Origin of the sequence: Rhodoferax sp., assembly GCF_023700745.1 — a bacterium.
Lineage (GTDB): Bacteria > Pseudomonadota > Gammaproteobacteria > Burkholderiales > Burkholderiaceae_C > Rhodoferax.
On the sequence record NZ_JAMPYG010000005.1, the window covers coordinates 58,932 to 78,030 of the forward strand.

Consider the following 19,099-nt stretch of genomic DNA (forward strand, 5'->3'; position numbering starts at 1 on the left):
GGCCCGCGTTGGCCCGTCGCCACGGGCACGCCAAATTATTCTGAGTTAAGCCAATTTCAAGGGGCCAATTCACCTACCATTGATCAATCCACTGACCCGCAAAGCGTCTGAGCCTTTGGCATCGGGCCTCATGGATGCCATTTTTTCATCGTTCCATTCTTAAACGTGACACCACCCATCCAAGATTCGACCCACGCCGCACCCCGCTGGCTCGCCTACCTGTTGCTGGCCACCAGCATGTCCCTGGTCGGCAGCTATGTGGCCCTGAGCAAACCCCTGGTGCTCGCCCTGCCCGTCTTTTTATTGGCCTGGCTACGCTTTGGTATCGGCGTGCTGGCCATGCCGCACTGGTTGATCAAACCAGACCATGAACCGCCCATGCGCCGAGGCACCCATGGCCTGTTGTTTCTGGAGGCCTTGCTGGGTAATTTTCTGTTCACAATTTGTATGTTGTTTGGCGTCAGCATGACCACGGCGGTGTCAGCCGGCATCATCATGGCCACCCTACCTACTGTCGTGGCACTACTGAGCTGGCTGGTTTTAAGGGAGCGTATTGACCTGCGCGTGTGGGCGGCCATCGCCTTGGCCGTCATCGGCATCAGCTTGTTTTCGATCGTCAAACCAGCGCTGTCCGTACCGGCTGGGCACAACGCGTTTTGGGGCAACCTGCTGGTCTTTGCCGCCGTGCTGTGTGAAGCCGCTTATGCCGTGATTGGAAAGAAGCTGACCGGCAGCTTGACACCCAAACGCATCACCGCACTGATCAACTTGTGGGGCTTTGCCTTGATGACCCCTTTTGGGGTGTATGCCGCCTGGGGCTTTGACTTTGCGGGCGTGCCCACTCCCATGTGGCTGCTGCTGGTGTTTTATGCGCTGGCCGCCAGCGTCTGGACGGTGTGGCTTTGGATGACCGGGCTCAAAACCATTGCGGCTGCACGCGCCGGCGTGTTCACCGTCATGCTGCCCATTTCAGCGGCTCTGGTGGGCGTGCTCTTTTTAGGTGAAAGCCTGGGTGGCCTGCAATTGTTTGCGTTTGCGCTCTGTCTGGCAGGCGTGCTGCTGGCAACACTGCCGGGGCGCGTCAAAGCAGCCGCGCCGCGCTGACCACCATGCCGTCGGCGTCGGCATACAGCCACTCGCCGGGCTTCACCCAGACACCCTGGACCTGCACCGGCAAGTCTTTCAAGCCCTGATTCTGCTTGTCAGTGGGCATGGGCATGCTGGCCAGTGCCCGGATGCCCACATCCAGCACCGCGAGTTCAGCCACATCACGCACACAGCCGTCGATCACCACACCGGCCCAACCGTTTTTGGCAGCGGCTGCACCCAGGTTGCCACCCAGCAAGGCGCGCCGCAAGGAGCCGGCACCATCGACCACCAGCACCTTGCCGACCCGGCCTTCGGGCGTCTCCTCAAAGCCGCAGGAATCTACCGCCGCCTTGACCAGCGTGTTGTCTTCGAAGCACTTGACGGTGACCACCGGACCGCAAAAAACACGACGCGCACCGAAGTCCCTGAACACCGGTGGCAGCGTCCGAAAGTGCTCCGGGGTCGCATTTTTGTGGGCATCGCACAAATCACAGGTGGCAAAAGATGGGGTCATGAAAATCGTCCTGGCTTGGTTAATTGGCACTGAAAATTGTAAATCTGCAAAAAACCCAACATAAATAACTTTTTCCTCGCAGAATTTGCGTCTTCCCCCTATGAAGGTGCTGCTTTCTCCAGTAGGATTCGCCCCAACCAGCCGATCTTTTTTTGCTGGTGTTTGATCAACTACGAAAAGGACTTTCTTATGGCAACTGCAAAAAAAGCACCGGCTAAAAAAGCTGCTCCCGTCACCAAAGCCGCTCCCGCTAAAAAAGCAGCCCCGGCAAAAGCTGCGGCACCCGCTAAAAAGGTCGCTGCAAAAGCTGCGGCTCCTGCTAAAAAAGCTGCTCCTGCCAAGAAAGCCGCTCCCGCTAAAAAAGTCGCTGCAAAAAAAGCTCCCGCTGCCAAACGCGCCGTCAATGCCGCTTTCATGAAAGCCATGACACCCAGCGCTGCACTGGCTGCCGTCGTGGGTTCAAAAGCCCTGCCACGTACCGAGGTGGTCAAGCAATTGTGGGTCTACATCAAGGCCAACAAACTGCAGGACGCTATCAACAAACGCCTGATCAACGCTGATGCCAAGCTCAAGGAAGTTTTTGGCAAAGCGCAAGTCACCATGTTCGAAATGGCTGGCTTGATTGGCAAACATTTGAAATAAAACAGCCAAGCCAGAGTTTTCAAGGCCGACGCAAGTCGGCCTTTTGTTTGTGGCATCATTGCGCCCAACAACACCAATCGTTTACCGATGCTTCGTTTTTTCCTGACCCGATTCAGCCTGATCATCCCCACCTTCATCGGCATGACGCTGGTTGCGTTCTTTCTGATCCGCATGGTGCCGGGTGACCCCATTGAAACATTGGCCGGCGAGCGCGGCATTGACCCACAACGCCACGCCGAGCTGCTCAAAGCCTACGGACTGGACCGCCCGGTGCTGGTGCAATACGGTATCTACATTGGCCGTGTCCTGCAAGGCGACCTTGGCAAATCCATCATCACGCATGAGCCAGTCCTCAATGAATTCATGGCACTGTTCCCGGCCACCATCGAACTGGCAGTTTGTGCCATTTTGTTCGCGCTGAGCATCGGCATTCCGGCGGGCATCCTGGCCGCAGTGAAGCGCAACACCATTTTGGACCACGGCGTGATGGGCGTCTCGCTCACCGGCTACTCGATGCCGATTTTTTGGTGGGGTCTGCTGCTGATCCTGCTGTTTTCAGTGCAACTCGACCTGACCCCGGTGTCCGGTCGCATTGCGGTGCAGTATTTCATTGAACCCGTGACCGGTTTCCTGCTGATCGATACCTGGCTGGCCGGTGACATGGACGCCTTCTGGTCAGCTGCCACCCATCTGATCCTGCCCACCATCGTGCTCGGTACCAACCCGCTGGCCGTGATCGCCCGCATGACGCGCTCGGCCATGCTCGAAGTCCTGGGCGAAGACTACATTCGTACCGCACGGGCCAAGGGCCTGTCGAACTTCCGGGTAGTCACCCTGCATGCGCTGCGCAATGCCCTGATCCCGGTGATCACGGTGATTGGCTTGCAGGTCGGCGTGCTGTTCACCGGAGCGATCCTGACCGAGACCATTTTTTCCTGGCCCGGCGTGGGCAAGTGGATGATCGAAGCCATCGGCCGGCGTGACTACCCTGTGCTGCAAGGCGGCATGCTGTTGCTGGGCGGCATGGTCATGGTGGTTAACCTGCTGGTGGACGTGACCTACGGCATCATCAACCCACGTATCCGGCACTGAAGACCCCACCATGACCACGCTTGCCGACACCCCTGCCCTGATCGAGCCCCCGCACCGTTTGCGCGAATTCTGGGATTATTTCAGCACCAACAAAGGCGCTGTAGCGGGCCTGGTTATCGTGCTGCTGGTGCTGCTGATGGCAGCGTTTGCGCCCTGGATTGCCCCTTACGCCCCCAATGACACCGACCCCAGCGTCTTCCTGACACCGCCGGCCTGGCAGACCGGTGGCTCCAGTGCGCACTGGCTGGGCACCGACGCCATTGGCCGCGATATCTTGTCGCGCCTGATTCATGGCGCCCGCCTGTCCCTCGCCATTGGGCTGGCAGTGGTGGCGCTGTCGGTGGTGCTGGGCACCGTGCTGGGCCTCACGGCGGGCTATTTCCGCGGCATCTTCGAGGTGGCGGTGATGCGCCTGATGGACATCATCCTGACCCTGCCCAGTCTGCTGCTGGCAATTGTGATCGTGGCCATTCTTGGCCCCGGACTGGTCAACGCCATGCTGGCCGTGGCCGTGGTGGTGCTGCCGCATTACGTGCGCATCACACGGGCCGCCGTCATCACCGAGATGAGCCGCGACTACGTCACCGCAGCCCGCATGAACGGAGCCGGCCATCTGCGCCTGATGTTCAACGAAGTGCTGCCCAACTGCACCGCGCCGCTCATTGTGCAGGCGTCATTGGGCATTTCCTCGGCCATCCTGGACGCCGCCGCGCTGGGCTTTCTGGGCCTGGGTGCGCAGCCACCGTCGCCCGAGTGGGGCACCATGCTGGCCGATGCGCGCGAGTTTGTGTTGCGCGCCTGGTGGGTCGTGACCTTTCCCGGGCTCGCCATTTTGATCACCGTGCTGGCCTTCAACCTGCTGGGTGACGGTCTGCGAGACGCATTTGACCCCAAGCTCAAACGCTAACCAATACGTTTTATGGCGCTCCTTGAAATAGAAAATCTCTCGGTCAAGTTTCCCTCCAAAACCGCCGTGATGCACGCCGTCGATGGGGTTTCCCTGTCGATCGAAGCAGGCGACGTGTTGGGCATTGTGGGCGAATCGGGCTCGGGTAAAAGCGTCACCATGATGGCGCTGATGGGGCTGGTGTCTTTCCCCGGCGTGGTCACGGCCGACAAGCTGCGCTTTGACGGCCATGACCTGCTCCAGCTCTCGGGCAGTGAACGCGCCAAGCTCACCGGCAAAGACGTGGCCATGATCTTCCAGGACCCGACCACCAGCCTGAACCCCTGCTTTACCGTGGGTTTCCAACTGGCAGAAACACTCAAGCTCCACTTGGGGCTGGACGGCAAAGCGGCGCGCAAACGCTCCATCGAGCTGCTGGAGCAAGTGGGCATCCCGGCGCCTGAAAGCCGCTTGAATGTGTTTCCGCACCAGATGTCGGGCGGCATGAACCAGCGCGTCATGATTGCCATGGCCATTTCCTGCAATCCCAAGCTGCTGATTGCCGACGAGCCCACCACGGCGCTCGACGTCACCATCCAGGCGCAGATTCTGGACTTGCTGCGCACCCTGCAAAAAGAACGCAACATGGCGCTGGTGCTGATCACCCACAACATGGGCGTGGTGTCCGAGATGGCGCAGCGCGTGGCCGTGATGTACGCCGGCCAGATCATGGAGACGCGCAGCGCCTACGATATTTTCGAGTCACCCCAGCACCCTTACACCGAGGCCCTTTTGGCCGCCATGCCCGAGCGCAGCGACGGCGCCAGCCGCCTGGCCACCATCCCCGGCATGGTGCCCGGCCTATATGACCGGCCTACCGGCTGCCTGTTTGCGCCGCGCTGCCTCTACGCCAACAACCATTGCCGCGCCGAGCGCCCTGCCCTGCGTGAATGGCAAAACGGCTGGGTGCGCTGCCATTACCCATTGGAACCTCTGTCTGACGCAGCGTTGTCGGCACCGCTGCAAGGGGCAGCCCTATGACCGAGACCCTTCAAAACGTGATGCCAACGACCGAGCCCGTGGTGGTGGCGCGCGACCTGAAACAGGTCTACAAGATCAGCCGCGGGTTCATGCACCCGGCCGACCACCTGCAAGCGGTCAGCGGCGTCTCGTTCACCGTGCAGGCGGGCAAAACGCTGGCCGTGGTGGGTGAGTCTGGCTGCGGCAAGTCGACCCTGGCACGCATGGTGTCACTGATCGAAACACCGACTTCCGGCGAGTTGTCGCTGGGCGATGTCGACGTGGTCAAAGCCAGCCCGCAGCAGCGCCATGCCTTGCGCCGCACCGTACAACTGGTGTTCCAGAACCCTTTTGGCTCGCTCAACCCGCGCAAAAAAATCGGTGCCATTCTTGAGTCACCGCTGGAAATCAACACGGACCTGGATGCCAAATCGCGCACTGAGCAGGCCCGTGCCATGCTGGCGTTGGTGGGTTTGCGCCCTGAACACTATGACCGCTACCCGCACATGTTTTCAGGTGGCCAGCGCCAGCGCATCGCGATTGCGCGTGCACTCATGCTCAAGCCGGCCCTGATCGTGGCCGACGAACCAGTTTCGGCGCTCGACGTGTCCATTCAAGCCCAGGTGCTCAACCTGCTGGCCGACCTGCAACAAGAGCTCGGGCTGGCTTATTTGTTCATTTCGCACGACCTCGGCGTGGTCCGGCACATTGCCCATGATGTGCTGGTGATGTACCTCGGCCATGCCGTCGAGCAGGGCGAAAAGAAAACCATTTTTGCCCAGCCGCTGCATCCCTACACACAAGCCTTGCTGGCCTCAACACCCGGCATTGTCGGCACCGGCGCGGCGAAAAAACGCATCGTCCTCACTGGCGAACTGCCCTCCCCTTTGAGTCCGCCCAGTGGCTGCGTGTTCTCCACCCGCTGTCCGCACGTTGTAGCACAATGCCACAACGAACGGCCGCCATTGCGAGAGCTTGCCGGACGGCATGTGGCCTGCCATCTGGCTGAACAATTTGTCCAATCCGCTTAGTTCCTGATTCAACCACCCTGCTGCAGCGCAGCATCAACCTGTAGGAGTCCACAAGATGACTGTTCTCAAATCAAACCACAAGTTTGCGCTCAAGCGCACGGCGCTGTGCGCCCTGGCGCTGCCTGCGCTGTTGGCCGTTGGTCAGGTCGGTGCCAAAACGCTGGTGTACTGCTCCGAAGGCAGCCCGGAGAATTTTGCCCCCAGCATCAACACCACCGGTACCTCGTTTGATGCCAGCGAACAAATTTACGACAACCTGGTCGATTTCGAGCGTGGTGGCACCAAGGTCGTTCCGGGTCTGGCCGAAAAGTGGGAAGTCTCCAAAGACGGCTTGGAATACACCTTTCACTTGCGCAAAGGCGTGAAGTGGCAATCCAACAAAAACTTCAAGCCCTCGCGCGACATGAACGCCGACGACATCCTGTTCATGTTCGAGCGCCAATGGAAGGAAAACGACCCCTACTTCAAGGTCACCAGTTCCAACCATGCCTACTTTGGCGACATGGGCATGCCCAAGCTGCTCAAGTCGGTCGACAAGGTTGACGAGTACACCGTCAAGATCGTGTTGAACGCCCCTGAGGCACCGTTCCTGTCGAACCTGGCCATGCAATATGCGGGTGTCCAGTCCAAGGAATACGCCATTGCCATGCTCAAGGCCGGTACCCCTGAAAAGCTGGACCAGGAACCCGTGGGCACCGGCCCCTTCATGCTGGTGCAGTACCAGAAAGACGCCATCATCCGCTACAAGGCGTTCCCCCAGTACTGGGCGGGCAAGGCCAAGATTGACGACCTGATCTTCTCGATCACACCCGATGCCTCGGTGCGCTGGGCCAAGCTGCAAAAAGGCGAGTGCCATGTCATGCCCTACCCCAACCCGGCTGACCTGCCCGCCATCCGCAAGGATGCCAATGTGGTGGTGATGGAGCAACCCGGCCTGAACATCGGCTACCTGGCCTACAACACCACCAAGAAACCGTTCGACGATGTGCGTGTGCGCAAGGCCGTCAACATGGCCATCAACAAGAAAGCCATTGTCGATGCCGTCTACCTGGGCACCGGCGTGCCGGCCACCAACCCGATTCCGCCAACGCAGTGGTCTTACAACAAGGCCATCAAGGACGACGCCTTCAACCCCGAAGAAGCCAAGAAATTGCTGGCTGCGGCCGGCCTGAAAGACGGCTTTGCCACCGACCTGTGGGCCATGCCGGTGCAGCGCCCCTACAACCCCAACGCCAAGCGCATTGCCGAGCTGATGCAGGCTGACCTGGCCAAGGTGGGTATTAAGGCCGAAATCAAGAGCTTTGAGTGGGGCGAGTACCGCAAGCGCATGCAGTCCGGTGAACACCAGATGGGCATGCTGGGCTGGACCGGCGACAACGGCGATCCGGACAACTTCCTGAACACGCTGCTGGGATGCAGTTCCGCCAAACAAAACGGCTCGAACGTGGCCAAATTCTGCTACCAGCCGTATGAGGACCTCATCCAAAAGGCCAAGGTGGTTTCCAACCCGGCTGAGCGCACCAAGCTCTACGAAAAAGCCCAGGTGATCTTCAAGGAACAAGCGCCCTGGTTCACCATTGCCCATGCGGTGCAGATCAAACCGGTGCGCAAGGAAGTCATCGGCTTCAAGCTGAGCCCGTTTGGCCGTCACAGCTTCTATGGTGTGGACATGGCCAAGTAAGCCTTTTCTGCTTGATAAAAAAGCCGGCGCAAGCCGGCTTTTTTATAGCGCACCAGCGAACTGCCGCGCTGCTGCCTCTGTCTTTGTCTGAGAGACGGCACCTACCCCATCCAGGGCCACTGACTCATGGCCTGGCGAGCGTACGCTGACCCACCCCCAGTGCCGCCACCACGCTGAGCGACAGCACCACAGCGGCCCCCAGCAGCGTAGCGCCATACCAGCCGCGGTCCATGAAAACGCCAAAGATCAGCGGCGAAATAGCAAAGCCAGTGTCCAGACCCGAGTAGACCAGGCCATAAACCCGGCCAGTGGCGCCTTTGGGTGTGGCTTTCTTGATCATCATGTCACGCGACGGCCCGCCGATGCCAACCGCAAAACCGGTGGCAGCCAGCACCACCATGGTCAGTGTGGCGCCCAAAAGACCAGTCGCACACAGCGCCAGCAACAAAGCACCCGCTGCCATCGCCAGCGCCACCACCCGGTCGCTATGGCGCGATTTGGCGGCCACAAAACCACCCACAAACATGCCCATGGCGCCGCACAGCATGTAGGCCGTGAGCGTCAGCGTGGCCGACTCGAAACTCACGCCATGCATGGCCTTGAGAATGGACACCGAAAAACTCTGTACCACCGCCAGCGTCATGGTGGAAAGCAAAAAGAAGGCAAAACACCACCACACCACCGGCAGCTTCATGAACGCCATACTGTGCTCGGCCGGCGTGTCTGCATGGTGCACCACGGCCTGTGTCCTGAGCTTGTCACGCTGCAGCCACATCAGCGCCAGCACGCCCACATAAAGCAGCGCAGCCACGACATAGGCCGTGCGCCAATTACTCACCGCGGTGAAGGTGGCAAAAAACACCGGCGCCGCCGCCCAGCCCAGATTGCCCGTGAGGCCATGGGCGCTGAAAGCGTGGCCCAGGCGCGGCGCCGACACGCGCTGGTTCAAAATGGTGAAGTCCACCGGGTGAAAGGTGGCATTGGCCAGGCCCGCCAGCGCCGCCACCATGAGCAAGCCGCTGTAGCCCGTCACTGTGGAGGCCAGCAACGCAGCCAGCGCGAACAGCGCCAGCGCAGCAAACAACATGGGCCGGGCGCCAACCTTGTCGACCACAAAACCAGCCGATGCTTGGCCGATCCCCGACACCACAAAAAACACGCTCATGAGCGCACCCAATTGCGAAAAGCTGAGGCCAAATTCAGCCATGAACACCGGGAACAACGGCGGCAGCAACAAATGGCCGAAGTGCGAAGACGCGTGCGCCAGGCCCACCAGGCCAATGATGGTGGCGTCTTGCTTGAGCGGAACGGAAATGGGTAAGGTTTGGGAAGCTGCGGTCATGCCGGGATGTTAGCGGGAAGATCCCGAAATGATCCGCAAAGGGTTTCTAAAAGGACATGCGGCGATGCATGGTGCAAGCATCATCAACTTCGCTCATGACAGCGCACGCAGCCCTCCTCACGCAAAGTTGAACTGCCCCGGCGCGCGGATCGGGTCCACATCGACATGAATGCTGTCCTTGGGCGCAAACTTGCCTTCCAGCAGCAGCTTGGACAGCGGGTTTTCCAGCCGCTGCTGAATCGCACGCTTGAGCGGCCGGGCACCAAATACCGGATCAAAACCGACCTTGGCCAGTTCGGCCACCGCGGCCTCGCTCACCACCAGACCCAGCTCCATGTGTTCCAGTCGCGCCTTGAGCACCGCCAGCTGGATGCGGGCAATGTCGGCAATGTGGCTGGCGTCGAGCGAATGGAACACCACGGTTTCGTCGATGCGGTTCAGGAACTCGGGACGGAAATGGTTCTTGAGTTCACCGGTCACTGCTTCCTTGACGTCTTCGTAATCCTGCCCCACCATGGCCTGGATCATCTGCGAACCGATGTTGCTGGTCATCACGATCACGGTGTTCTTGAAGTCCACGGTGCGGCCCTGGCCGTCGGTCAGGCGGCCATCGTCGAGCACCTGCAACAGCACGTTGAACACGTCAGGATGGGCTTTTTCCACCTCGTCGAGCAGCAGCACGCTGTAGGGTTTGCGGCGCACCGCTTCGGTCAGGTAACCACCTTCCTCGTAACCGACATAGCCGGGCGGTGCACCAATCAGGCGGGCCACGGAATGTTTTTCCATGAATTCACTCATGTCGATGCGCACCAGGTGGTCCTCGCTGTCAAACATGAAGCCGGCCAGCGCCTTGCACAGCTCGGTTTTGCCGACACCCGTCGGGCCCAGGAACAGGAAGCTCCCCGTAGGTCGGTTCGGGTCACTCAGGCCCGAACGCGAACGCCGGATGGCGTTGGCCACGGCAGCAATGGCCTCGTCCTGGCCCACCACGCGCTGGTGCAGTTTGCCCTCCATTTGCAGCAATTTGTCGCGCTCGCCCTGCATCATCTTGGCCACCGGAATGCCGGTGGCACGGCTCACCACCTCGGCAATTTCCTCGGCGCCGACCGAGGTGCGCAACAGCCGTGGGGCAGCGCCTTCGGCACGGTTGCTCTCCTTGTCCTGCGCTTCCTTGAGTTGTTTCTCAAGCTCGGGCAGCTTGCCGTATTGCAGCTCGGCGACCTTGTTGAAGTCGCCCTTGCGGGTGAGTTCCTCGATCTGGAACCTGAGCTGGTCAATCTGCTCGCGCAGATCGCCACTGCCCTGGGCGCTGGCTTTCTCGGTCTTCCAGATTTCATCGAGGTTGGCAACTTCCTTTTGCAGGCTGTTGATTTCCTCGTTGATCAGGTCCAGGCGTTTGCGCGAGGCCTCGTCCTTTTCTTTTTTGACGGCTTCGCGTTCAATCTGCAACTGGATCAGGCGCCGGTCCAGCTTGTCCATGACCTCGGGCTTGGAGTCCATCTCGATCTTGACTTTGGACGCCGCTTCGTCGATCAGGTCGATCGCCTTGTCGGGCAGGAAGCGGTCGGTGATGTAGCGGTGGCTCAGCTCGGCCGCCGCCACGATGGCCGGGTCGGTAATGTCGACGTTGTGGTGTTTTTCGTAGCGCTCCTTGAGGCCGCGCAGGATGGCAATGGTGGCCTCCACGGTGGGCTCGCCGACCAGGATTTTCTGGAAACGGCGCTCCAGCGCAGCGTCTTTTTCGATGTATTTGCGGTATTCGTCGAGCGTGGTCGCGCCCACGCAATGCAGTTCGCCACGCGCCAGCGCGGGTTTCAGCATGTTGCCGGCATCCATGGCGCCTTCGGCCTTGCCGGCGCCCACCATGGTGTGCAACTCATCGATGAAAACAATGGTCTGGCCTTCATCTTTGGCCAGGTCCTTGAGCACGTTTTTCAGGCGTTCCTCGAACTCACCGCGGAACTTGGCGCCAGCCAGCAGCGAGGCCATATCAAGCGAAAGTACCCGTTTGCCCTTGAGCGACTCCGGCACCTCGCCGGCCACAATGCGCTGCGCCAGACCTTCCACGATGGCGGTCTTGCCGACACCGGGTTCACCGATCAAAACGGGGTTGTTCTTGGTGCGGCGCTGCAGCACCTGGATGGCGCGGCGGATTTCGTCGTCGCGGCCAATCACCGGGTCGAGCTTGCCTTGGCGCGCGCGTTCGGTCAGGTCCAGGCAATACTTTTTGAGCGATTCACGCTGGTCTTCGGCGTCGGCGCTGTCGACATTCTGGCCACCGCGCACCGCCTCGATGGCGGCCTCCAGGCTCTTGCGCGTCAGGCCGTTGGCGCGTGCCATGTCGCCCAGAGCACCCTTGGCGTCGGTCACCGCCAACAGAAACAGCTCGCTGGCAATGAACTGGTCGCCACGCTTGAGCGCTTCTTTCTCGGTCGCCTGCAGCAATTTGGCCAGCTCGGGGTTGACCTGCACCTGTTCCTGACCGCTGACCTGGGGCAGGCGTTTGACGGCAGCCTCGGCTGCGCTCAACAGGCCGGGCACATTAACGCCGGCGCGCTGCAACAGCGCTTTCGGGCCGTCGGCCTGCTTGAACATGGCCACCAGCAGGTGCACCGGCTCGATGTAGGCGTGGTCCTGGCCCAGCGCCAGGCTTTGCGCGTCGCCCAGGGCTTCCTGAAATTTGGTGGTCAATTTGTCTTGTCGCATGAGAGTTCCCTTGAGATTGGATTGTTCAGGAGATGAGGCCATAGTGACGGTTTTCAAGCCTGTGCCTGCTACAGTTGCCCTCCATCTTGCGCAAGAGCCGATCTCTGCGCCAACCCCTGTGAATACACCGCCCCCTAGCACCCACACCGTCAGCCCCCCGCTTGACCACTACGAAAATTTTCCGGTGGCCTCCTGGCTGTGCCCGCCGCGCCTGCGCCCGGCCATTGCCGCCATCTACCACTTTGCCCGCACTGCCGACGACCTGGCGGACGAAGGTGATGCCGACGCTGCGCAAAGGCTGGACGCGCTGGCGCAGTACCGGGCTGACTTGCTGGCCATTGCCAGCGGCCAGGCCCACAGCGGTCAATGGACGCAGGTGTTTGACCCCTTGCGCAAGATGCTGCAGGACTTTCAGCTGCCGGTGCCGCTGCTGGCCGACCTGCTCGACGCCTTTGCGCAGGACGTGCGTTACACCGCAACCCAGCGCCGTTACCGCGATGACGCCGAGCTGCTGGACTACTGCACGCGCTCGGCCAACCCGGTGGGCCGACTGCTGCTGCACCTGTACGGCGTGACTGACGCGGCGTCACTGGCGCAAAGCGACCGGATTTGCAGTGCCTTGCAGCTCATCAATTTCTGGCAGGACGTGTCGGTGGACGTGGCGCGCGGGCGCTGGTACCCGTCACAGCAAGCCATGGCCGCGCATGGCGTGCTGGACGCCGACCTGCAAGCCGACAGTACTTCGGAGAATGCACGGCGCTTGATTGCCGCCTACGCCAACGCGGCCAAAGCCCTGATGCAAGCTGGCGCGCCGCTGGCCTGCCGCATCCCGGGCCGGGCGGGCTGGGAGTTGCGGCTGGTGGTGCAAGGCGGCCTGCGCATGCTGGACAAGATCGAGGCGCTGGACTTTGCCACCTGGCGTACCCGGCCCAAGCTGACGGTGTGGGATGCCCCACGGCTGGCGTGGCGCGCGGTGTGGATGCGCCAGCGATAAACCATCTTCACGCAACCAATCATTACTTCATGAAACAACGCCTTCACAAGCCCCTGTCACAGGAAATCGAACTCAAATTGTGGCTGCCAAACCCGGACCCATCGGCCCTGACCAGGCGGCTGGCGCGCACTTCCGTGCTGGCGCGTCGCAAGTCATCGCAGCAGTCCTTGCACAATATTTACTTTGATACGCCGGATCAGCAATTGCGCCAGCAGCAAACGGCCTTGCGACTGCGCTGCATTGATCACGCGACGGGCCCCCAGTGGCTGCAGACGCTCAAAACAGGCGACAGCACCTCCTCCGCCTTGAGCCGGCGTGGTGAATGGGAAACGTCTGTTGCGGGCGCCCGGCTGGAGCGCGATGCGCTTGATGCCACACCCTGGCCAGACCTTGACCCCGATGGCCGCCTGTTTGCATCCCTGGTGCCATGTTTTGCCACGATTTTTCAAAGAACCCTCTGGTGGGTACGCCGGCGCGATGGCAGTGTGGTCGAGGTGGCGCTGGATATCGGCTACATGGAAGCTGACGGCCGGCGTGCGCCCATTTGCGAACTGGAACTTGAACTGAAGTCTGGTCAGCCAGCCGCCTTGTTTGACGTCGCCCGTGACATTGCGGCCACGGTTGCCGTGCTTCCGGCCAGCCAGAGCAAGGCCGAGCGCGGTTTTCTGCTGGCACAGGGTGACTTGCATCAGCCGCTGGGCGCCCAGGCCCTCGACTTGCCTGTCAAACTGCCCAAAGTGGTGCTGGCCCACACGGTGTTGCGTGAAATGTTCACCCAATTCACCACCAACCTGAACGCGTTGCAAACGTCGGACGACCCCGAGCTGGCACACCAGGCCCGAATTGGCTGGCGGCGCTTCAAAAGCGGCCTGCAACTTTTCAGGAAAGTGCTGGCCGACACCCCGCCGCCTTCCCGGGAAGCGCTGCGCCCGCTGCTGTCGTGCCTGAGCGAACTGCGCAACCTGGATGTGGCCCTGACCGAGACGCTGCCACCACTGACAGCCGCTTATTCAATGGGAGACGGGCAACGCACCCAAGCATGGCAAGCCCTGATGCTGGCCCTGGCGCAAACCACCGGAATCCAACGCAAAGCGGTTCGCTACGCACTGCATGAACCCACGGTTGGCGCCTGTTTGCTGACCATCACGCAGTGGCTGGAAAACCTGTCAGCCACGGCAGAGAACCAGCGTGTTCGCCCAAATTCCCTGCGTCACTGGGCCAAGCACCGGGTCCGGCGATGGCGTGCCCAACTGGAACATGCGCAACAACACGCCAGCACCCCCGAGGATTGGCACCGCGTCCGGATACTCGCCAAACGTCTGCGCTACGGCACGCAAACCCTGGGCAACCTGTTGCCCAGCCGGCTTGCCAAGCAGTGTTCCCGGCAGGCCACCGAGCTGCAGACAAGCATCGGTGCCAGGCGTGACCTGTCGCAAGCGGCAGTGCTGGTAGCCCAGCTCGAGTTGAACCGTGGCATGGTGGAGTTTTTGCGCGGTGTGGCGGTAGGTGCCTCTCTTCCCGGCGCGTAATCAGTTGGCTCGTTCCTGATTAAACTCGGACGCAATTCTCAAACTGCCCATGACCCCCCAAGACTACGTCCAGCAAAAAGCCGCCGCCTCGGGCAGCAGCTTTTATTACGCTTTTTTGTTTTTGCCAGCGCCCAAGCGCGCCGCCATCACCGCTTTTTACGCCTTTTGCCGCGAAGTCGACGATGTGGTGGACGAGATGGTGGATCCCGGCGTGGCCGCCACCAAACTGCAATGGTGGCGCACCGAGGTAGCACAGGCTTTTGCAGGCACGCCCAGCCACCCGGTACTGCAGGCACTGATGCCGCTGGCGGCCAGTTACCAGATTGAGCAGCGCCACTTGCAGGCCGTCATCGAGGGCTGCCAGATGGACCTGAACCAGACCCGCTACCTGGACTACGCAGGCCTGCAGAATTACTGCCATCTGGTGGCCGGCGTGGTGGGCGAGGTGGCAGCGCAGATTTTTGGCCAGACCGATTCCCAGACCACCCGGTACGCGCATACCCTGGGGCAGGCACTGCAACTCACCAACATCATTCGCGATGTCGGCGAAGACGCCCGGCGTGGCCGGATTTACCTGCCAGTCAACGACCTGAAACAGTTTGACGTCACCGCGCAGGAAATTCTGGACGGCAGCTACTCAGACCGTTTTACCGCGCTGATGCGCTTTCAGGCCGAGCGCGCCCAGGGCTTGTATGACCAGGCGCTGGCGCTGCTGCCAGCCGCCGACTGCCGCGCGCAAAAACCTGGCTTGATGATGGCCAGCATTTACCGCGCCTTGCTGGCAGAGATCGAGCGCGACAACTTTGCCGTGCTGCACCAGCGCATCAGCCTGACGCCCTTGCGCAAATTCTGGCTGGCCTGGAAAGTGCAGGCGCTGGGCCGCCTGTGAAAGTTGCCATCGTCGGCGCCGGCTGGGCCGGTTTGACGGCAGCCGTCAAAGCCACCGAGGCCGGCCACCACGTCACCCTGTTCGAAGCAGCCCATGCCATGGGTGGCCGTGCCAGAGCCTTGCCCGGCAACCCTGCCCGGGTCCTGCCGGACGGCACACCGATACCACTCGACAACGGCCAGCACATCTTGATCGGAGCCTACACCGAAACCCTGGCCTTGATGTGCCTGGTCGGCATCTCCCCCAAAGCCGCGCTGCTCGACGTGCCCATGACACTGCAGTTCCCAGATAGCCAGGGCCTGCAATTTACCGGCTGGCCGACACCACTGGATGCACTGGGCGGCATCCTGCAAGCGCAGGGCTGGTCGCTGGCCGACAAGTGGTCATTGCTGCGTGCTGCGCTGGGCTGGCAAGGCCAGGGCTTCCGTTGCGCTGAGACGCTTTCCGTGGCTGACTTATGCCAGCGCCTGACGCCCAGAATCAGGGCCGAACTGATCGAGCCCCTGTGTGTCTCGGCACTCAACACCCCGCCCGGACAAGCCAGCGCCCAGGTGTTTTTGCGCGTCATGCATGACGCCCTTTTTGGTGTGCAGGGCGGCTCGCGCCTGCTGCTGCCCCGAGTCGACCTGGGCGCCCTGTTTCCTGACGCGGCAGCAAGCTGGCTGCTTGAACGTGGCGGCCTGCTGAGGCTGGGGCAGCGGGTTGCATCGCTGCAGGCACAAGGCCCGCAATGGCTGGTACAAGGTGAATTGTTTGACACGGTGATCCTCGCCACCGCGGCCTCCCAGGCAGCCCAGGTGCTGACGCAATCTGTGCTTCAAGTTCCGCAAGACAGCGTGGCAAACGTAACGGACTGGATTCGTCTGACCCAGAGCCTGCGCCATGAAGCCATCGCCACGGTCTATGCCTGGGCCCCGCAAATTGCCCTGCCCCGGGCCATGCTGGCCTTGCGCAACAACACGCAGCAGCCAGCCCAGTTTGTCTTCGATCGGGGTCAGCTGGGTGGCCCGGCAGGCTTGCTGGCTTTTGTGGTGAGCGCTGCCCAGGGTGGGCGTGCCACGCTGCAGGCACAGGTGCTGGCGCAGGCCCGGGCCCAGCTCGGCCTGGACTTGCAAGCGGTACAAACGGTCGTTGAAAAACGGGCCACCTTTGCCTGCACCCCGGCGCTGCAGCGGCCGCCACCCGCCATTGCGCCGGGCCTGCTGGCCTGTGGTGATTACCTGGCAGGCCCCTACCCCGCCACGCTGGAAGGTGCCGTGCGCAGTGGCTGCGCTGCGGCGGCGCTGCTGTGACCCCTGCCGCTCCTGCAACCTGGCCATCATTGGAAAACAGACCCAATCCCCGTATGCGGTGTCAATCCGACTCAACGAAAATAGCAAGATGAATCTTCTCACCTCCCCCTTCGCCAAAGAGCCGCCTTTTACCCACGGACAAAAGCCACGCACCGCCGTGCTTTACTGCAACCTGGGTACACCGGACTCGCCCGGTACCCCTGATGTGCGTCGCTTCCTGGGTGAGTTCCTGGGCGACCCGCGGGTGGTCGAAGTGCCCCGACTGCTCTGGCTGCTGATCCTGCACGGCATCATCCTGCGCTTTCGACCGGCCAAATCAGGCGCCAAGTACGCCAGCATCTGGCTGCCCGAAGGTTCACCCCTGAAAATCTGGACCGAAAAGCAGGCCAAGATGCTGCAAGGCTGGCTGGCCCAGCGTGGCCACGACGTGCAGGTGCGCTACGCCATGCGTTATGGCAGCACCTCGATTGCCTCGCAACTCGACCAGCTCAAGGCTGCGGGCACGACCCGCGTGCTGATCGTACCGGCTTATCCGCAGTATTCGGCCACCACCACGGCCAGCCTGTTCGATGCGGTTTATGACTGGGCCGGCAAGGTGCGCAACCTGCCTGAACTACGTTTCATCAACCACTACCATGACGACGCCCGCTACATCGCTGCCCTGGCAGGCCGGGTGCGACACCATTGGCAAGTGAACGGCCGCCCCGATGTGCTGTTGATGAGTTTTCACGGCGTGCCTGAGCGCACCCTGCATCTGGGCGACCCCTACCACTGCGAATGCTTCAAGACGGCGCGGCTGCTGGCCGAGCAACTGGGCCTGTCCAAAGAACAATACAAAGTGAGTTTTCAGTCGCGCCTGGGCCGGGCCAAATGGTTGCAGCCCTACACCGAACCGACCCTGATTGCGATGGGCCAGGCCGGCGTCAAACGGGTCGACGTGCTGTGCCCGGCCTTCACCAGCGACTGCCTGGAAACGCTGGAAGAAATCAACATGGAAGGACGCGAGGCGTTCCTGCATGCCGGCGGCCAGGAATTTCATTACATCCCCTGCCTCAACGACGACCCCGCCTGGATCACCGCGCTGTGTGACATCACCCAGCAACACCTGCAGGGCTGGCCGACCCAGACCGCGCCAGACACGGCAACGCTGGACGCCGCCAGGGCGGCAGCACTGGCGCTGGGTGCAAGGCAATAAAGCCACGCCCTCAGTGACAGACAGCAACGCATATACTTTTCATGTTTAATACAGCCTGGATCAAGCATTCCAACATGAGCAAAACCTGCATGAATGACTCGACCCGCCCGACTTTGTTGATTGTGGACGACGCACCAGAGAACCTGTTTGTTCTGAGTGAATTATTGCAACCGCACTACCGGGTACTGGCCGCCAACAATGGCGAACGCGGTCTGCAGGTAGCCCGCAGCGCACCACGGCCCGATCTGATTTTGCTCGACGTGATGATGCCGGGAATGAACGGTTACCAGGTGTTGCAGGCATTGCAGGCTGACGCACTCTGTGCCAATATCCCGGTCATTTTCCTGACCGCACTCGCCAGCCCGCGCGAGGAAGAGCGTGGCCTGAGCCTGGGTGCGGTGGACTACATCACCAAACCCATCACGCCGGCCATTGTGCTGGCCCGGGTGCGCACCCAGTTGCAGGCCAAGCAGGCACGCGACTGGCTCAAAGATCAAAATACTGCGCTGGAAGCAGAGGTAGCCCGGCGCATGGCCGAGAACGACCTGACCCAGCAGGTGAGCATCCGCGCGCTGGCGCATCTGGCCGAAACACGCGATCCCGAAACCGGCAAACACCTGGCACGCACCCAGGGCTACATGGCGTTGCTGGCTGACTTACTCAAAGGGCACCCCCGATTCCAGCACACCCTCTCGCCACGTTGCATCAGCCTGTTGACGCGCTCGGCCCCCATGCACGACATCGGCAAGGTGGGCATCCCCGACCATATTCTGAACAAACCCGGCAAGCTCACGGCGCCGGAATGGGCCATCATGCAAACCCACGCCAGACTGGGCAGCGATGCAATCGAACTGGCCGAACAAGACATCGAAAGACCATTGGAGTTTCTGACCCTGGCCAAGGAAATTGCCCACTGGCACCATGAAAAATGGGACGGCACGGGCTACCCCGACCAACTGGCAGGCGATGCCATTCCCGTCTCCGCCCGCCTGATGGCCATCGCCGATGTGTTCGACGCCCTGATCTCGGCGCGGGTGTACAAACCGGCGTTTTCCTTTGAGATGGCGCGGGAACTGATCGCCGAGCAGCGCGGCAAACATTTTGATCCCGATATGACAGATGCCTTTCTGAGTCATTTCGCCGCCTTTGTTGCCATTGCCATGCAACACCGGGACGACCAGGCCAGTGCCTGAACCC

The 19,099-nt window shown here is 61.2% G+C and carries 16 protein-coding genes; 13 read left to right on the forward strand and 3 right to left on the reverse strand.

What is annotated here, in order from left to right:
* The first annotated feature begins 177 nt into the window (after positions 1-177).
* Positions 178-1,104, forward strand: a complete 927-nt coding sequence (locus NDJ10_RS06365; RefSeq protein WP_296160475.1) for a DMT family transporter — start codon at positions 178-180, stop codon at positions 1,102-1,104.
* Here NDJ10_RS06365 and rraA read toward each other — a convergent pair.
* Positions 1,082-1,603, reverse strand: coding sequence for a ribonuclease E activity regulator RraA (gene rraA / locus NDJ10_RS06370; RefSeq protein ID WP_296160369.1), 522 nt, complete (start codon positions 1,601-1,603; stop codon positions 1,082-1,084). The two genes, NDJ10_RS06365 and rraA, sit on opposite strands and share 23 nt — an antisense overlap.
* Before the next feature lie 189 nt (positions 1,604-1,792).
* Here rraA and NDJ10_RS06375 point away from each other — a divergent pair, with 189 nt between their 5' ends.
* From NDJ10_RS06375 to NDJ10_RS06400, 6 genes are all read left to right on the forward strand, one after another.
* Positions 1,793-2,245 (forward strand): SWIB/MDM2 domain-containing protein, encoded by a 453-nt coding sequence (locus tag NDJ10_RS06375; RefSeq protein WP_296160370.1) that lies wholly within the window; start codon positions 1,793-1,795, stop codon positions 2,243-2,245.
* Positions 2,246-2,332: 87 nt separating this feature from the next.
* Complete coding sequence (locus NDJ10_RS06380; RefSeq protein ID WP_296160371.1) at positions 2,333-3,337, forward strand: ABC transporter permease subunit; 1,005 nt, start codon at positions 2,333-2,335, stop codon at positions 3,335-3,337.
* 10 nt (positions 3,338-3,347) lie between these two features.
* Positions 3,348-4,244 carry an ABC transporter permease subunit gene (locus NDJ10_RS06385; RefSeq protein WP_296160372.1) on the forward strand — a complete coding sequence of 299 codons (897 nt, stop codon included), beginning with the start codon at positions 3,348-3,350 and terminating at the stop codon, positions 4,242-4,244.
* Between the two features lie 12 nt (positions 4,245-4,256).
* Positions 4,257-5,264 carry an ABC transporter ATP-binding protein gene (locus NDJ10_RS06390; protein ID WP_296160374.1) on the forward strand — a complete coding sequence of 336 codons (1,008 nt, stop codon included), beginning with the start codon at positions 4,257-4,259 and terminating at the stop codon, positions 5,262-5,264.
* On the forward strand, positions 5,261-6,274 hold the full coding sequence (locus NDJ10_RS06395) for a peptide ABC transporter ATP-binding protein (RefSeq protein ID WP_296160375.1): 1,014 nt from the start codon (positions 5,261-5,263) through the stop codon (positions 6,272-6,274). Before NDJ10_RS06390 ends, NDJ10_RS06395 begins: the two co-directional genes overlap by 4 nt.
* A gap of 55 nt (positions 6,275-6,329) precedes the next feature.
* Entirely contained in the window at positions 6,330-7,955 is a 1,626-nt protein-coding gene (locus NDJ10_RS06400; RefSeq protein WP_296160376.1) for an ABC transporter substrate-binding protein, read from the forward strand.
* 124 nt (positions 7,956-8,079) lie between these two features.
* Here the strand turns inward: NDJ10_RS06400 and NDJ10_RS06405 are convergent, their stop codons facing one another.
* Together NDJ10_RS06405 and clpB are read right to left on the reverse strand one after the other, a co-directional pair.
* On the reverse strand, positions 8,080-9,297 hold the full coding sequence (locus NDJ10_RS06405) for an MFS transporter (RefSeq protein WP_296160377.1): 1,218 nt from the start codon (positions 9,295-9,297) through the stop codon (positions 8,080-8,082).
* A 117-nt stretch (positions 9,298-9,414) separates the two neighbouring features.
* Positions 9,415-12,003: an ATP-dependent chaperone ClpB gene (gene clpB, locus NDJ10_RS06410; RefSeq protein WP_296160378.1), complete on the reverse strand. Its 2,589-nt coding sequence runs from the start codon at positions 12,001-12,003 to the stop codon at positions 9,415-9,417.
* A 118-nt stretch (positions 12,004-12,121) separates the two neighbouring features.
* Between clpB and hpnC the strand changes: the two genes are divergently transcribed.
* The 6 genes from hpnC to NDJ10_RS06440 all read left to right on the forward strand — a co-directional run bounded on the left by hpnC (position 12,122) and on the right by NDJ10_RS06440 (position 19,095).
* Positions 12,122-12,997: a squalene synthase HpnC gene (hpnC, locus tag NDJ10_RS06415; protein WP_296160379.1), complete on the forward strand. Its 876-nt coding sequence runs from the start codon at positions 12,122-12,124 to the stop codon at positions 12,995-12,997.
* 29 nt (positions 12,998-13,026) lie between these two features.
* Positions 13,027-14,526 carry a CYTH and CHAD domain-containing protein gene (locus tag NDJ10_RS06420; protein WP_296160381.1) on the forward strand — a complete coding sequence of 500 codons (1,500 nt, stop codon included), beginning with the start codon at positions 13,027-13,029 and terminating at the stop codon, positions 14,524-14,526.
* Between the two features lie 49 nt (positions 14,527-14,575).
* Complete coding sequence (gene hpnD / locus NDJ10_RS06425; protein ID WP_296160382.1) at positions 14,576-15,415, forward strand: presqualene diphosphate synthase HpnD; 840 nt, start codon at positions 14,576-14,578, stop codon at positions 15,413-15,415.
* A complete protein-coding gene (hpnE, locus tag NDJ10_RS06430; protein WP_296160383.1) occupies positions 15,412-16,707 on the forward strand; it encodes a hydroxysqualene dehydroxylase HpnE in 1,296 nt (431 codons plus the stop codon). Before hpnD ends, hpnE begins: the two co-directional genes overlap by 4 nt.
* Before the next feature lie 88 nt (positions 16,708-16,795).
* Positions 16,796-17,902 carry a ferrochelatase gene (gene hemH / locus NDJ10_RS06435; protein WP_296160384.1) on the forward strand — a complete coding sequence of 369 codons (1,107 nt, stop codon included), beginning with the start codon at positions 16,796-16,798 and terminating at the stop codon, positions 17,900-17,902.
* Between the two features lie 89 nt (positions 17,903-17,991).
* Positions 17,992-19,095 carry an HD domain-containing phosphohydrolase gene (locus tag NDJ10_RS06440; RefSeq protein ID WP_296160477.1) on the forward strand — a complete coding sequence of 368 codons (1,104 nt, stop codon included), beginning with the start codon at positions 17,992-17,994 and terminating at the stop codon, positions 19,093-19,095.
* Positions 19,096-19,099 lie beyond the last annotated feature (4 nt).